The sequence below is a fragment of the Alcaligenes sp. MMA genome, assembly GCF_020907215.1.
In the GTDB taxonomy this organism is placed as follows: Bacteria; Pseudomonadota; Gammaproteobacteria; order Burkholderiales; family Burkholderiaceae_B; genus Alcaligenes; species Alcaligenes aquatilis.
In genome coordinates, this window is sequence record NZ_JAJJPP010000003.1 from 429,914 (window position 1) to 444,049 (window position 14,136).

The window sequence follows — 14,136 nt, forward strand, 5'->3', positions numbered from 1 at the left end:
ATTTACTGCGCCTTGCCCTGATTGGCAACGGCTTGCATCTGAGCCGCAATCGCTTCCTGGTCGCCCAGGTAGTAATGACGGATAGGACGCAAGTTTTCATCCAGCTCGTACACCAGAGGTTGGCCGGTAGGAATGTTCAGATGAACGATATCCTCGTCGGAGATTCCATCCAGATGCTTGATCAGCGCGCGCAGGCTGTTGCCGTGAGCCGTGACCAAAACGCGCCGGCCGGAGCGAATAGCAGGAGCGATGGACTCCTCCCAGAAAGGAACGACGCGGGCCACGGTGTCTTGCAGACACTCGGTGCGCGGCAGTTGATCGGCGGGTACACGGGCGTAGCGGGCATCAAAACGCGGGTTGCGTGGATCGTCCTCAGCCACTGGATCAGGAGCAATCGCGTAAGCACGACGCCAGACCAAGACTTGATCCTCTCCGTACTTTTGTGCGGTTTCGGCTTTATTTAAGCCTTGTAAAGCACCATAATGGCGTTCGTTCAGGCGCCAGCTCAAACCCACGGGGGTGTGCATGGCGTCCATCGAATCCAGGGCGATCCACAAGGTACGGATAGCGCGCTTGAGGACCGAAGCGAAAGCCAGGTCGAACTCAAAACCGTTTTCTTTAAGCAGTTCACCGGCCTGCTTTGCCTGTTGACGCCCGGTTTCGGTAAGATCGACATCGGTCCAGCCAGTAAACCGGTTCTCCAGGTTCCACTGGCTTTCGCCGTGCCGCATCAGTACAAGTTTATACATGGTAAAAACAGCCTCGAGGTTGAAAAATTGGCGCCACTCTATAATCGTGTGATCTTGCCCTTTTTTCTTGCTTTTCTTGGTAATCAACAGGATTTAACGTGGACTTCATCTTAAGTCAGAACAATCTTCTAATTTTAGCAATTGCGGTGCTTGCCGGCATTATGCTGTTAATACCCAGCTTTTTCAAAGGCCGTGCGGGACGCGCAGTTTCAAGCTCGGAAGCGGTACAAATGGTAAACCAGAAAGACGCCATTTTGATTGATCTGCGCAGTGCCGATCAGTTCAAGGCCGGGGCAATTGCACAATCTCGCAACATTCCTGCGGCTGACCTTGACGCCAAGGCCAGCACGCTGCCCAAAGACAAGCCCGTCATTCTGGTGTGCGATACCGGGCGCAGCGCCCCGCGCAGCGTGGCCGTCCTGCGCAAGCACGGCATCACCGAAGCCTACACACTGCAAGGCGGCATCCAAGGCTGGCTGCAGTCCAGTCTGCCCGTCAAAAAATCGTAAGCTCCCCCTTCTACGAGGCTCTCATGGCAAAAGTCACGATGTACTCCACAATGGTGTGCCCTTATTGTGTGCGCGCTGAAATGCTGCTCAAGCAACGCGGCGTCACTGAAATCAATAAAATCATGATTGATCGTGAACCCGAACAGCGCGCTCTCATGATGGAGCGCACCGGTCGGCGTACCGTTCCCCAAATCTACATTGGCGACACCCATGTAGGTGGCTACGATGATCTGGCCGCTTTGGACCGCGAAGGTGGCCTGCTGCCTCTGCTGGCTGCCTGATTTTTTTTCTAACAATTTTTTTACCCCATAGGATCACCCATGGCCGACCAGAACACCCCAGCCGCTGAACAAGAAGCTCAACAACCCAGCTTCAGCCTGCAGCGCACCTACATCAAAGACCTGTCCATCGAAATGCCCAATGCGCCCCAGATCTTTCTGGAGCAAGAGGCCCCTTCCGTGGAAGTGTCCATCAATGTGGGTGGCCAACGTCTGGCTGACACAGTCTACGAAAGCACCGTCACCGCTACGGTGACCACTCGCATTGGCGACAAGGTCATGTACCTGGTGGAAGCCACCCAAGCCGGTATCTTCGAAGCTGCCAACATTCCTGAAGAACAGCTCGAACCCTTGCTGGGCATTGTGTGCCCCACCATGCTGTACCCCTACTTGCGCGCTGCCGTGGCTGACGCCATCAACCGCACTTCCCTGCCTGCCCTGCACCTGACTGAAGTGAACTTCCAGTCCCTGTACGAGCAGCGCCTGGCGCAGCAACAAGGTGCCGACCAAGCTGACGGCCAGCCTTTGCAGGCCTGATGATGTCAAGCGCGCACACTCCTGTTCGTGTCGCAGTCCTGGGCGCCGGCAGTTGGGGAACGGCACTGGCCGCCCTGGCCAGCACCCAGGCTCCCACGATGGTGTGGGCGCGCAAGGCAGCAACAGCACAAGCTATCGGGCAGGAGCATCGTAACCCTGCCTACCTGCCTGATGTCGTGCTGCCCGACTCGTTGCAGGCTAGCGACAGCCTGCAGCAAGTCATGGAGTTTGCCCTGGCTGATGACACCGGCCCTGCCCTGCTGATTCTGGGCGTGCCTGTACGTGGTCTGGCGCAAACCTGTGTGGATTTGGCGCAGTACCTGCCTGCCACACGCCGCCACCCCGTCTTGCTGGTCTGGACGTGTAAAGGTTTCCATCAGGAAAGCGGCTTGTTACCCCACCAGATTGTGCGTGAAAACCTGCCCGACTATCCTTGGTTAGGCCGTGCCGTCCTCTCTGGCCCCTCGTTCGCCCTGGAAGTGGCCAAAGGCCTGCCTGTTGCCCTGACACTGGCTTGCGAACCTGCTGATATGGCTGGCATTGCCCTGGAGGCCTTGCATGGCAAACAAGCGCGTCTTTACACCAGCACCGACATGATCGGCGTCGAAGTGGGCGGCGCTGTCAAAAACATCATGGCCATTGCCTGTGGCATTGCCGACGCACTGGGCCTGGGCCACAACGCCCGTGCAGCCCTGATTACCCGAGGTCTGGCTGAAATGCAGCGCCTGGGTGTTGCGCTGGGCGGACAAGCAGAGACTTTTTCCGGGCTGGCAGGTCTGGGAGATCTGGTCCTGACAGCCACGGGCGAATTGTCCCGCAACCGCCAGGTGGGACTGGCGCTGGGTGCCGGTCAAAGCCTGGACAGCATCCTGGCCACCGGCATCACCGCTGAAGGAGTGCGCTGTGCTCGTTCGGTTCTGGAAATGGGCCGGGCGCACAAGATTGAACTGCCGATTACCTCAGCGGTCTGTCAAATCCTGTTTGAGCAGTTGCCTCCAAGCGAAGCGGTCCACGCCTTGTTAACCCGCGAGGCCAAGCCAGAAGGCCACTGATACCGTCCGCCTGCCGATCTGGCATCCTACCCACGCGGTCAGACCTGCGGTCAACCGTCTCTTACTCAAAATCAAAACAATGTCATTGCTTGCTCGTTCTCGTGATCTTCTAATCCGCTCCGTTCTGGGGCTGGCCTGCACTGGTTTGCTGGCACCCTCGGCTCAGGCCCAATCCAGTTGGCCCGAGCGTCCCATTCAAATGGTAGTGCCCTTCCCAGCCGGCTCCTCGCCTGACGCGCTGGCCCGTGCCATTTCCGAGCCCCTGTCTCAAGCATTGGGCCAAACAGTCATTGTGGATAACCGTCCTGGTGCAGGTGGCAATATCGGCACTCGTTTTGTGGCACATGCCAAGCCCGACGGCTACACCCTGCTGCTAACCATCAATGGTCCCATGGTGACGGCCCCCACCCTGTACAAGAGTTCGCTGGGTTACGACCCGCTGAAAGACTTGCAGGCTATCTCCATGATTGGCACCAGCCCGAACGTACTGATCGTTCCTGCTGACTCACCCGCCAACACAGTAGAAGAATTCATCGCCCTGGCGAAATCTCAGCCCGGCGAATTGAACTACGGTTCGGTGGGCCCCGGGAGCTCAGCCCACCTGGCTATGGCCATGCTGGAACATGCTGTTGACATCAAGCTGGAACAAATCCCCTACTCGGGCTTCCCACAAATCCTGACCGCCATTATTGGTGGTGACATTGACGCTGCCTTCATGGTGCCGGGCATTGCCATGCCCCAGGTTGAGGCCGGCAAAGTGAAAGCCCTGGCCGTGACATCCCTGCAACCCAGCGAACTGTTACCCGGTCTGAAGACCATGACACAAGCCGGTTTGGAAAACTTCGAGGCTATCTCGTGGGATGCTTTCTTCGTCCCCCACAACACCTCGGATGATGTGGTCAAACGCCTGAACCAGGAAATTACAACGATCTTGCAACGCGAGGATATCAAGGCCAAATTGAACGCCTTTTACTTCTCATCCGAGCCCTCCACACCGCAAGCGCTGACGGACAAAATCATTGCCGACAAAGCCCGTTGGGATGAAGTGATTGAACGTCTGAATCTATCGTTGGAATAACACTGGTAACGGGATTCAAAAAAAAACGGCCCTGCGAACTCATCGTTTGCAGGGCCGTTTGCTTTGAAACTTTCAACGGAAAACCGATACGCATAAATCAGCGTTTTTCGTGACAAGCATCCGCTTGTTTAAACACCACCTTCATAACCCGCTTGCCGCCAGGCCTCAAAAACGCAAATCGCCACGGCATTGGACAAGTTCAAGCTGCGTTGCCCCGTCAACATGGGCAGACGAATTCGTTGTTCGTTGGGAAACAGCTCTAGTTGTTCTGCAGACAAGCCTGCAGTTTCACGGCCAAACACAAACACATCACCTGGCTGAAAGCATTGCTCGGCCAGCAAATGGCTGCCGCGTGTGGTCAGGGCAAACGCACGATCAGGCGCAGAGCCCGTGGCCTGCAAGGCTTCTTCCAGGCTGTCATGTACCTTCACCTGCGCCCACTCGTGATAATCCAGCCCGGCACGACGCAGTTTGCTGTCTTCCAGTTCAAAACCCAAGGGCCGCACCAAATGCAGGACACAACCCGTATTAGCCGCCAGTCGAATGACGTTACCCGTGTTGGGGGGGATCTCGGGCGAAACCAGGACGATATGAAACATGAAAAACCTAAAAAGTGCAGAAAAGAATGCCGAAAAAGCCGCGCATCAGCGGCGCAGTATACAGGGCTAGGGGAGCTTCAATTTCCAGGGGGCACGGGCAGCAACCAAGGCATAAACTGACCGTGCACCAGCCACCCGGCAAGCTCGCGCCAGCGCATCCAAGGTCGCTCCGGTGGTGAGCACATCATCCACCAGCAGCACGTCACCCCCTTGCAGCGGCTCCAGCACCCTAAAAGCGCCTCGCATGGCCTGCCTGCGAGCCTGTCGTCCCAAAAACTTCTGGGCTTGTTCAAGCCGTGGCTGCGCCACGACGATATGCAAACGGGCTGACAAGCCCAAAGCATGCGCCACACGCTTGGCCAACACAGCGGCAGGATTGAAACCACGACGGCGCAAAGCACGACGTTGCGAGGGCACTGGAATTACCCGACAATCCGGCCCCAGCCCAGGACCGTAACGGTGCCATTGCTGCACCATCAGCTCAGCCAGTACCGCCGCCATTTCCAGCCGACGGGAAATTTTAAACGCATGTATCAACATATCGCCAGGATGTTCATAGTCAAATCCGGCAACCGTCGCTTGCAGGGACAATTGCCCTGCTCCGCAATCCGGACAGGCCAACAAGGCCAAGGGTGGCAACGCCAAGGCGCAACGCGGACAGCGTAAATCCTGGGCTGGTGTTGCCAGCGCATGTCGGCAAAAACGGCACAGCGCGCCGCTTTGTGAACGTAATCCACACAACACACACGGTCGTGCCAGCAATGGAATCCCTACAAGGCGATGGGGCGACTCGCGCCGAAACAGGGGATGCGCCATAATAGATCATTACCTTTGAGAGTCAGGCTGATCCGATCACAGCACATCCCGCTGAGCCAGGCCAGCAACGTCCGCGCAACTATGTCCCAGTTACCATCTTTACCAATCAACTCCGCCCACGTAGAGCAGCAATTCAATCGCCGCGCTCCTCTGGATCACGCTCAGTTTCTTTATGGTGAAGTCGCGCAACGGATGTTGTCACGGCTGGCCCTGGTACGCTTGCAACCCACTCATATTCTGGATGCTGGCTGTGGCGCCAGCCACGCACTGGAGCCCCTGCGCTCTCGCTACCCGGACATGAGCTATACCGGTCTGGATCGCAGCGCCAAGCTACTAGAGGTCGCCCGGGAGCGTTACCAATCCAAACCCAGCCTGTGGCAAAAACTGCGTAATCAGCCCACACCGGCAGCTAACTGGGTTCAGGCCGATATGGCCCATAGTGGCCTGCCCGCAGAAAGCCAGGAGCTGGTCTGGTCAAATATGGCGTTGCACTGGCACCCGGAACCGCATCGGGTTCTGGCCGAATGGAACCGTCTGCTAAAACCCGAAACGCTGGTCATGTTCTCCTGCCTGGGCCCCGGCTCTTTTGCCGAGCTGCGCAGCGCCATGGAACAAGCCGATTTAGACACCAAAACGCTGGAATTCGTGGACATGCACGACTTTGGCGACCTGCTTCTGGAAAACGGCTTTGCTGACCCTGTGATGGATCAAGAAGTCGTGACCCTGACCTATCGCAGCGCTGAAAAACTGCTGGATGATTTGCGTCTGTTGGGCGGCAATCCACACCCTCAACGTAAGGCCAGCCTGAGCACGCTGCCCTGGCGTCAACGCCTGCTCAATGCGCTGGAAAAACAGCGCCATATGGATGGCACCTTGCATCTAAGCCTGGAAATTGCCTACGGACACGCCTGGCGCGCCCGCAGCCGTCGCAGCACCTTGGGCGAGGTCAGCGTGCCAATCTCCACAATCAGCCGCCGCCCCAAACCCCAGGAATAAATTCCGCTACCAGGCATATTCCAGTAGCACCCCATCTATTTCAGACCTTCTCTGACAAAGAAAAGGTTTAGGGGTACACTTTTGCGGTTGGCCAAGCTGGCTAACTATGTTCTCAGGGCGGGGTGCAAGTCCCCACCGGCGGTAATGGCACTAGCCTAGCCCGCGAGCGCCTGACCTGTGGTCAGGGACAGCAGACCCGGTGTGATTCCGGGGCCGACGGTATAGTCCGGATAAAGAGAGAACGGGATATCCTCAACGACCTGTACAGGACTCATCCTGCGATGGGCTTGAGCTATCCTGCTTCCTGCATGCCCTGTTTTTGTTGTCATAAAACAGGAAACCAACATGAACAGCATTACCCCAGCCAATCTTCTGGCTCCCCGTATCGCCTTTATTCAAGCTTGCTGGCACAAGGACATTGTGGATCAGGCCCGCCTGGGTTTTATCGACGAAGTCAAAGCCATGGGCCACGACAGCAGCTTGGTCGACTTCTTTGAAGTGGGCGGCGCCTTTGAAATCCCGCTGCATGCACAACGCCTGGCCCAATCAGGTCAGTATGCTGCTGTTGTGGCAGCGGGTCTGGTGGTTGATGGCGGTATCTATCGTCACGACTTTGTGGCTACCGCTGTGATCCAAGGCTTGATGCAAGTCCAGCTCAGCACCAACGTGCCTGTGTTTTCAGTCGTGCTGACTCCGCACCATTTCCATGATGGCAAAGAGCACCACGATTACTTCCATCGTCACTTTGTGATCAAGGGCCAGGAAGCAGCCCGTACGTGCCTGGATACCGTGAGCAAGTTGCAGGTGCTGCCTGCGGCATCCGTCGCCGCTGTCTAAACGGCAAGGCGGCCTGAAGAGGCCGCCTCAATCCCTAACCCCTTGGGCTGCTTTACCCGCAGCGCCAAGGCTGGCCAGAAGCTTGCTGGCCATGCATTTGGTAACTACTGTATCAAGACTGGTTACGCTTGCGCGACGAGTCTATCCCCAACTGTTTAAGCTTGCGGTATAAGTGGGTACGCTCCAGCCCGGTACGCTCCGATACCCGCGTCATGCTGTGATTCTCGCGGCGCAGATGATATTCAAAATAAATGCGCTCGAATTCGTCACGCGCTTCGCGCAATGGCAAATCCAAGGAGATGCTGCCTAGCTGGGACTCGTCCTGTTCTACTTCAGGCACGGCCATGGCAGGCGCCATGCCAGGAACCATTGTCGCGGCCTCTGGGCGACGATCACCACCTTGAACCACCGGGCGGGCCGCGGCAGCCAGCGCTTTGGGAGCCACAGTACGCTCCAGACCCGAAGCTACGGTCTTGAGCAAGCGCTGCATGGTGATGGGTTTTTCCAGGAAGTCCACTGCACCAATGCGGGTTGCTTCCACTGCGGTATCCACCGTGGCGTGGCCGCTCATCATGACCACAGGCATATCCAGCAAGCCTTGAGATGCCCACTCCTTGAGCAGGCTGACACCGTCAGTGTCTGGCATCCAGATATCCAGCAAGACCAGATCGGGACGGCCCCGCAAGCGTGCCTCGCGAGCCTGGGCGGCATTTTCTGCCAATTGCACGGTGTGCCCTTCGTCGTAAAGAATTTCCGACAAAAGTTCCCGAATGCCGATTTCGTCATCAACTACCAGAATTCTGGCCATAAAACGTCACCTACGTGATTTTTACGCATTATCGTTTGCTCGCCGCCCAGAGTCCAGACGAATATGCTGGCCAGCAAGCCGGGTAAAGAGGATGGAAATGCGAGCCCCCCCCTCACGACGATTGGAAACATCGATTCTGCCGCCGTGCTCCTCGATGATTTTCTTAACTATAGCAAGTCCCAGACCCGTGCCGGTGGGCTTGGTGGTTACGTATGGCTCAAAAACGCGCACCAGCATCTGAGGATCAAAACCAGGCCCGTTATCTGACACCACAAAACTGACCGCACCAGAAGAGTCGGAACCTTCTACGCCCGCAATCATGGTTTTAACAAATACATGCGCCTGGTCAAGTGATTGATCCTGGGCTGCCGCTTCACGCGCATTGGCCAGCAGATTATGAATAACCTGACGCAGCTGCGTGGGATCTCCTTGCACCATCGGCAAATCAGGATCCAGCTCCACATCAATCGCCACACTATAACCATCGTCCCGGACCATGCCTTCTTCCGGGTCCCAACCATATAAGGTCAGCACTTCGGTAATCAGCTCGTTCAGATTCAGCGCTTGCATCTGGGTAGCGGGTTTACGGGCATACTCACGGAAATCTTCCACCATCTTTTTCAGCGAACTGACCTGGTTGACGATGGTATTGGTATAGCGCAGCAACATGGCAGCATGGACTTCGTCCAACTGCGACTCCAGTTTCATGGCCAGACGTTCGGCAGACAACTGAATCGGTGTTAAGGGGTTCTTGATCTCGTGTGCCAGACGTCGAGCCACCTCGCTCCAGGCCACCAGACGGCTGGCGGAAATCACGTCGGTAATATCGTCAAACACCACCAGATATCCGGTTGGCTGACCATCTACACGCAACAAAGTACCACGAGCCAAAACGGTGACGATAGTATCACGCGCTTCATTACCTTCTTTCATTTCCAATTCAAATTGCTGCTGCCAATAAGGATGGTCTGAACCCATCGCCTGATGCGTGGAAAAAGCCTCACGAATCACGGAAGCAAAAGTCAGCGCCCCTTCCAGCGTTTCCAGCGGACGACCTTTAATAGAGCGCAAGTCCACCTGCAAAATGCGCTGCGCCCCCTGGTTGAACATGGTGACACGGAACATCTCGTCAAAGGCCAGCACACCACTGGACAAGTTACTGAGCACGGACTCCAGGTACATATTGGAGCGTTCCAGCTGCAGACGATTTTTCTCGACCATGCGGCGCGCCTCAGCCAATTGCCGGGTCATGGCATTGAAAGAGCGGGTCAGTTGGCCAACCTCATCCTTGGCAGGTGGCTCTGGCAACGCCCGGTAGTCCCCTACCCCCACCGCTTGCGTCCCGGCGGCCAACGTCAACAGTGGACGGGTCAGGCGACGCGACAAAGCCAAGGCCGCTGCCACAGCCGTAAACACCGCCAGAATCAAGGCCAGCGTCAGCGTAATACCGTAGAGCTTGCGCAAGCCCTGACGAGACAAGGCCAGCTCCTGATAGTCCCGAAACCCTTGCTGTACCTGATTGGCATTGCGTGCAATCTTGTCCGGTACAGGCTGAATCACCTGCAGCCAGCGCGAGTCAGCCGTACCGCTCAAGGTTGCTGCAAAACGGTTGGGATCAGCTAGCGGCAAAACCGTACGCAAACGCAAACCGGTCGATTCTGCCGGCACTCCACCCTCATCCAGACCATTGTCACGCACTGGAGCATCATCATCCACCTCGGCTGCAGAGTAACGACCCGAAATACGCAACTGATTCATGACGCTGGACGGCGGCATGTCCGGCAGCAAGGTGTCATAACGAGCTGACGAAAAGGCGATCAAACGGCCATTGCCGGAGAACACCATCGCCTCAGTGACACCACTGTTCTCGCGCAAGGAAATCAGCAGGCTGCTGTACTGCGCGCTATCTGCCTTGTTCAGCGCCGACACCATTTCATTGGCACGGCCTTCCAGCTCATTGAGCTGCGAATCCAAGGCGGCACGGCCCAGGCTCAAACCCGACTCCAGCGCCGTATCCACCCGCACGTTGAACCAGGACTCGATCGAGCGCGACATGAACTGCACCGAGAGCAGATAAATCAAGGCACCCGGAATAATGCCGATCAAGGTGAAGTAAAAGGCAAAACGCGCCGTCATGCGGGCACCAAACTGACGTCGACGTATTTGCCTGAACAGACGAATCGTCAATAACAGCACCCAGGAAATCAGGGTGGCGGCCAATACGCCATTGAGCACCAACAGCAAGTCATACTGCTGCGCGTAGCGCGAAGCATTGCCGGTAGACCAGACAAGAAGTGAAAACAGCGCCAACGCACTGACACCCGCTCCAAACAGAGCGGTGCGCAAGATCCAGCGGATCAAGGTTGGGGCTCGTCGACGGAGACGGAAAAGGAAAAGGTTTTCCATGGGGTAGCCAGTGTCCAGGCAGAACTATTGATGGCATCCACTTGAAACGGACGAGCCAGCAAAGAGGTATCCAGGCGCAGACGCACACGACCTTGATATTCCTGGTCGCGGTCCAGATCCGCCACATACGCCACGGCCCAGCCGCGGATATGCCGCAGCATGGCCAATGCGTCATTCATGGAGGATTCGGGTAAAGACAGGTCACCAGTGCCCACGCGCCACTGACGGGTCAGGGCGTTGTACACAACCCGCCAAGTCTGTTGTTCTTTAACAACGTTTTTATCAAACCAATACCAGCGGGGTTGGGCCAGCTCCACTTCAGCCGTGAAATACAGCGGCACCCCTTTCTCGGCAGCAGTGCGCAATTCCTGGCTTAGCTCAAACTCGATATCAGCATCGATATACAGTTTTTCGTCCCGGATATGAGGCTCGACCTTGACGACCCGCTCTCCCGACGTAGCGACCGGCACCATGGTATTGGCCGAGCTTAGTGCGCAGTTGAAAATCAGCAGAAAAGACAGAAAAACGCGCCACATCGTGATTAACCGCAAAAAGGACAAAGTCAGAGCCCTAATTGTGACAAGTCAAACCGGGCGCGTAAACAAGGCGTAGAAAAAACCGTCGCCATCTGCCAGCGATCGTCCCGCAACACCGGGCAAAATCTGGCCGGGAGAGTCCAAAAGCTGCGCCTCGGGGTGACGGGCCAAAAACGCCTCAACCTGTTGCTCCCCTTCTGCCGGGAAAATCGAGCAGGTCGAATACAGGAAATGCCCGCCGGGCCGCAATGTGGACCACAAGGCATCCAGTATAGAGCTTTGCAAACGCGCGGTATCGGCAATATCCGACTCGCGGCGCAACCAGCGAATATCGGGGTGACGACGCACAATACCTGAAGCGGTACAAGGCACATCCGCCAAAATGGCATCAAAGGGCTGACCATCCCACCACTGCGCAGGACGGGCAGCATCACCCCGTTTGAGCTGAACCTTATCGCTTTCCAGGCCTAGACGACGCAGGTTGTGGCCGACACGCTCCAGACGCTCGCCATCGGAGTCCAGAGCCAGCAAGGACACGTCCGCCTGTTCCAGCAAATGAGCGGTCTTGCCACCTGGGGCCGCGCACGCATCCAGCACGCGCATGCCATCTTTGACCGGCAAGAGCAAACCCGCTTGCTGAGCCGACCAATCCTGTACCGACCACCAGCCCAGATCAAAACCAGGAATCGCTTGAACCGGCATGGCCTTGTCCAAGGTAACGGCTCCCGCACCTGGGCTGCTGGACGCAATACCTGCTTCGGTCAGCACCGCCTGCAAACGCTCCACCGAGCAACGACGCTGATTCACGCGTAAGGTCAAAGGACCAGGGCGATTCGCAGCTTGTAGCAACGCTTCCCAGTCACGCGGGTAAGCGCGACGCAATTCCTTGACCCACCAGCCAGGATGATTCCAGCGTGCTTCGGGTCGGCTCTCTACCTGAGACAAGATCATCTTGCGCTCACGCGTAAAGCGACGTAACACCCCGTTCACCAAACCCTTGGACAAACGCAGTGCGGCCTGACTGTCCGCCGCCCGCACGGCCTGATCCACCACCGTATGCACCGCATAGACCGGCACATCCGGGCGCTCTTCAAAGGCCGTGGCATCCTCTTGAACACGCATGGCCGTATCCAGCAAGGCCAGCGACACCATTAACAAGGCGTCCAGCCAGGTATTGCTGGGTTGCCGAGGCACCAGCGTGATACGAATCTGACGGGCATGACCCAGACGGCGCAAAACATGAAAGCTGATCGATTGCACGGCTCCACGGGCAGAAGCTGGCGTGGCCGCCAGACTTTCAGTCAGGGACTTACCTGCCAGCACGCCTTCAATATTGCGCGCGCTCAGCAGCATGACTTCGGACAGGGGCAAAGAGGGGGAAAGAGGGGTGTCGGACACAGAACAACCGCTAGAAAAGAAAAATATGACTGCGACTGTAGCACTATTTGCCGCATAAACCGGGCTCAAACGCACAAGATCCGCACGCATCCGGGCATGGGACGGTAAAATCAAGCCTATTTCCCAATTTCGAGCCCTCAAGCTCCAGAAGGACCCTCTATGAGCGCCCCCAAAGTCGGATTCGTGAGCCTGGGTTGTCCCAAGGCCCTGGTCGATTCCGAACGAATTCTTACCCAGCTGCGTACCGACGGCTATCAGATCACCCCCAGCTACGACAATGCGGATGTGGTGGTGGTCAATACCTGTGGCTTTATCGACAGCGCCAAGGCCGAATCGCTGGAAGCGATCGGCGAGGCACTGGCTGAGAATGGCCGCGTCATTGTCACTGGCTGCATGGGTGTGGACGAAGGCCTGATTCGTGATGTGCACCCTTCCGTGCTGTCCGTCAGCGGCCCCCAGCAATACGAGCAGGTACTACGCGCCGTGCGTGAAGCCGCGCCGCCCTCGCTGGATCACAATCCCTATATTGATCTGGTGCCCCCGCAAGGCATTAAGCTGACCCCGCGTCACTACGCTTACTTGAAGATTTCCGAAGGCTGTAACCACAGCTGCAGCTTCTGTATTATTCCGTCCATGCGCGGCAAGCTCGTCAGCCGTCCTGTCGGTGATGTCCTGGGCGAGGCCGAGCGCCTGGTCAAGGCCGGCGTCAAAGAACTGTTGGTGATCTCGCAGGACACCAGCGCCTACGGCGTGGACATCCGCCAGCGTACCGGCTTCTGGAATGGCCGCCCCGTCAAGAGCAGCATGCTGGACTTGAGCGCGGCCCTTTCCGAACTAGGTGCCTGGGTACGCCTGCATTACGTCTACCCGTACCCTCATGTGGACAATATCATTCCGCTGATGGCCGAAGGCAAAGTGCTGCCTTACCTGGATATTCCGTTCCAGCACGCCAGCCCTTCCGTGTTGCGCGCCATGAAGCGCCCTGCTTTTGAAGACCGCACCCTGTCGCGCATCAAGCAATGGCGTCAAGACTGCCCGGATCTGACCATCCGCTCCACCTTCATCGTGGGTTTCCCCGGCGAGACCGAGGAAGACTTCCAATACCTGCTGGACTGGATGACCGAAGCCCAACTGGATCGCGTCGGCTGTTTCCAGTACTCCCCCGTGGAAGGCGCTTCCGCCAACAAACTCGATAGCATCGTCCCTGATGAAGTCAAACAAGAGCGTTGGGAGCGTTTCATGGAGCATCAACAAGCCATCTCCACCGCTCGTCTGGCCGCCAAAGTGGGACGCGAAATGGACGTGCTGATTGATGAGATCGACGAAGACGGCGATGCCGTTGGCCGCTCCAGCGCCGACGCCCCCGAAATTGACGGCAACGTCTTCATCACCAGCGAACAAAAACTGGAACCCGGCCAAATGGTGCGCGTGCGCATTACGGATTCCAGTGAATATGACTTGTTTGGTGAAACAAGCTAAGCTCGAACGTCCCTTAGTTCATTTGACAACAGCCCGGCTCTAGAGCCGGGCTGTTCGC

General features: G+C 57.0%; 15 protein-coding genes and 1 riboswitch. Of the genes, 8 read left to right on the forward strand and 7 right to left on the reverse strand.

Translation table 11 applies throughout. The features are described from left to right. Nucleotides 1-2: 2 nt before the first annotated feature. Complete coding sequence (gene gpmA, locus LNA76_RS14505; RefSeq protein ID WP_094198442.1) at nt 3-749, reverse strand: 2,3-diphosphoglycerate-dependent phosphoglycerate mutase; 747 nt, start codon at nt 747-749, stop codon at nt 3-5. Nucleotides 750-910: 161 nt separating this feature from the next. Here gpmA and LNA76_RS14510 point away from each other — a divergent pair, with 161 nt between their 5' ends. The 5 genes from LNA76_RS14510 (at nt 911) to LNA76_RS14530 (ending at nt 4,203) form a co-directional block, all read left to right on the forward strand. Continuing rightward, nucleotides 911-1,258 carry a rhodanese-like domain-containing protein gene (locus LNA76_RS14510; protein WP_257504856.1) on the forward strand — a complete coding sequence of 116 codons (348 nt, stop codon included), beginning with the start codon at nt 911-913 and terminating at the stop codon, nt 1,256-1,258. Between the two features lie 23 nt (nt 1,259-1,281). Continuing rightward, entirely contained in the window at nt 1,282-1,539 is a 258-nt protein-coding gene (grxC, locus tag LNA76_RS14515) for a glutaredoxin 3 (RefSeq protein WP_009458616.1), read from the forward strand. Nucleotides 1,540-1,578: 39 nt separating this feature from the next. Beyond that, nucleotides 1,579-2,073 carry a protein-export chaperone SecB gene (secB, locus tag LNA76_RS14520; protein ID WP_026483747.1) on the forward strand — a complete coding sequence of 165 codons (495 nt, stop codon included), beginning with the start codon at nt 1,579-1,581 and terminating at the stop codon, nt 2,071-2,073. Further along, complete coding sequence (locus LNA76_RS14525; RefSeq protein WP_230019319.1) at nt 2,073-3,125, forward strand: NAD(P)H-dependent glycerol-3-phosphate dehydrogenase; 1,053 nt, start codon at nt 2,073-2,075, stop codon at nt 3,123-3,125. The genes secB and LNA76_RS14525 overlap by 1 nt, the downstream gene beginning before the upstream one ends. 79 nt (nt 3,126-3,204) lie before the next feature. After that, nucleotides 3,205-4,203 (forward strand): Bug family tripartite tricarboxylate transporter substrate binding protein, encoded by a 999-nt coding sequence (locus LNA76_RS14530; RefSeq protein ID WP_094197873.1) that lies wholly within the window; start codon nt 3,205-3,207, stop codon nt 4,201-4,203. 128 nt (nt 4,204-4,331) lie between these two features. Here LNA76_RS14530 and LNA76_RS14535 read toward each other — a convergent pair whose 3' ends face one another. Further along, nucleotides 4,332-4,802, reverse strand: coding sequence for a tRNA (cytidine(34)-2'-O)-methyltransferase (locus tag LNA76_RS14535; protein ID WP_108728478.1), 471 nt, complete (start codon nt 4,800-4,802; stop codon nt 4,332-4,334). A gap of 66 nt (nt 4,803-4,868) precedes the next feature. Continuing rightward, complete coding sequence (locus LNA76_RS14540) at nt 4,869-5,618, reverse strand: ComF family protein (RefSeq protein ID WP_094197875.1); 750 nt, start codon at nt 5,616-5,618, stop codon at nt 4,869-4,871. A gap of 81 nt (nt 5,619-5,699) precedes the next feature. Between LNA76_RS14540 and LNA76_RS14545 the strand changes: the two genes are divergently transcribed. Together LNA76_RS14545 and LNA76_RS14550 are read left to right on the forward strand one after the other, a co-directional pair. Then, nucleotides 5,700-6,614: a methyltransferase domain-containing protein gene (locus tag LNA76_RS14545; protein ID WP_230019320.1), complete on the forward strand. Its 915-nt coding sequence runs from the start codon at nt 5,700-5,702 to the stop codon at nt 6,612-6,614. Between the two features lie 104 nt (nt 6,615-6,718). Continuing rightward, nucleotides 6,719-6,861, forward strand: a riboswitch (FMN riboswitch). A gap of 98 nt (nt 6,862-6,959) precedes the next feature. Continuing rightward, nucleotides 6,960-7,451, forward strand: coding sequence for a 6,7-dimethyl-8-ribityllumazine synthase (locus tag LNA76_RS14550; protein ID WP_094197877.1), 492 nt, complete (start codon nt 6,960-6,962; stop codon nt 7,449-7,451). 112 nt (nt 7,452-7,563) lie between these two features. Here LNA76_RS14550 and LNA76_RS14555 read toward each other — a convergent pair whose 3' ends face one another. Genes LNA76_RS14555 through rsmB form a run of 4 tightly spaced genes read right to left on the reverse strand, consistent with a single transcriptional unit; the run spans nt 7,564 to nt 12,554 of the window. Next, nucleotides 7,564-8,259, reverse strand: coding sequence for a response regulator (locus tag LNA76_RS14555; protein WP_094197878.1), 696 nt, complete (start codon nt 8,257-8,259; stop codon nt 7,564-7,566). 21 nt (nt 8,260-8,280) lie between these two features. Next, nucleotides 8,281-10,617 carry a sensor histidine kinase gene (locus tag LNA76_RS14560; RefSeq protein WP_199827936.1) on the reverse strand — a complete coding sequence of 779 codons (2,337 nt, stop codon included), beginning with the start codon at nt 10,615-10,617 and terminating at the stop codon, nt 8,281-8,283. Continuing rightward, a complete protein-coding gene (locus LNA76_RS14565) occupies nt 10,617-11,201 on the reverse strand; it encodes a DUF4390 domain-containing protein (protein ID WP_108728474.1) in 585 nt (194 codons plus the stop codon). The genes LNA76_RS14560 and LNA76_RS14565 overlap by 1 nt, the downstream gene beginning before the upstream one ends. Nucleotides 11,202-11,249: 48 nt before the next feature. Continuing rightward, nucleotides 11,250-12,554, reverse strand: coding sequence for a 16S rRNA (cytosine(967)-C(5))-methyltransferase RsmB (gene rsmB, locus LNA76_RS14570; RefSeq protein WP_230019463.1), 1,305 nt, complete (start codon nt 12,552-12,554; stop codon nt 11,250-11,252). A 204-nt stretch (nt 12,555-12,758) separates the two neighbouring features. Here rsmB and rimO point away from each other — a divergent pair, with 204 nt between their 5' ends. Further along, nucleotides 12,759-14,078 carry a 30S ribosomal protein S12 methylthiotransferase RimO gene (rimO, locus tag LNA76_RS14575; protein ID WP_230019321.1) on the forward strand — a complete coding sequence of 440 codons (1,320 nt, stop codon included), beginning with the start codon at nt 12,759-12,761 and terminating at the stop codon, nt 14,076-14,078. Nucleotides 14,079-14,136 lie beyond the last annotated feature (58 nt).

Coding starts and splice junctions, on each gene's coding strand:
- gpmA (WP_094198442.1), bottom strand. CDS start 749: ATGTATAAACTTGTACTGATGCGGCACGGCGAAAGCCAGTGGAACCTG.
- LNA76_RS14510 (WP_257504856.1), top strand. CDS start 911: ATGCTGTTAATACCCAGCTTTTTCAAAGGCCGTGCGGGACGCGCAGTT.
- grxC (WP_009458616.1), top strand. CDS start 1,282: ATGGCAAAAGTCACGATGTACTCCACAATGGTGTGCCCTTATTGTGTG.
- secB (WP_026483747.1), top strand. CDS start 1,579: ATGGCCGACCAGAACACCCCAGCCGCTGAACAAGAAGCTCAACAACCC.
- LNA76_RS14525 (WP_230019319.1), top strand. CDS start 2,073: ATGATGTCAAGCGCGCACACTCCTGTTCGTGTCGCAGTCCTGGGCGCC.
- LNA76_RS14530 (WP_094197873.1), top strand. CDS start 3,205: ATGTCATTGCTTGCTCGTTCTCGTGATCTTCTAATCCGCTCCGTTCTG.
- LNA76_RS14535 (WP_108728478.1), bottom strand. CDS start 4,802: ATGTTTCATATCGTCCTGGTTTCGCCCGAGATCCCCCCCAACACGGGT.
- LNA76_RS14540 (WP_094197875.1), bottom strand. CDS start 5,618: ATGGCGCATCCCCTGTTTCGGCGCGAGTCGCCCCATCGCCTTGTAGGG.
- LNA76_RS14545 (WP_230019320.1), top strand. CDS start 5,700: ATGTCCCAGTTACCATCTTTACCAATCAACTCCGCCCACGTAGAGCAG.
- LNA76_RS14550 (WP_094197877.1), top strand. CDS start 6,960: ATGAACAGCATTACCCCAGCCAATCTTCTGGCTCCCCGTATCGCCTTT.
- LNA76_RS14555 (WP_094197878.1), bottom strand. CDS start 8,259: ATGGCCAGAATTCTGGTAGTTGATGACGAAATCGGCATTCGGGAACTT.
- LNA76_RS14565 (WP_108728474.1), bottom strand. CDS start 11,201: ATGTGGCGCGTTTTTCTGTCTTTTCTGCTGATTTTCAACTGCGCACTA.
- rsmB (WP_230019463.1), bottom strand. CDS start 12,554: ATGCTGCTGAGCGCGCGCAATATTGAAGGCGTGCTGGCAGGTAAGTCC.
- rimO (WP_230019321.1), top strand. CDS start 12,759: ATGAGCGCCCCCAAAGTCGGATTCGTGAGCCTGGGTTGTCCCAAGGCC.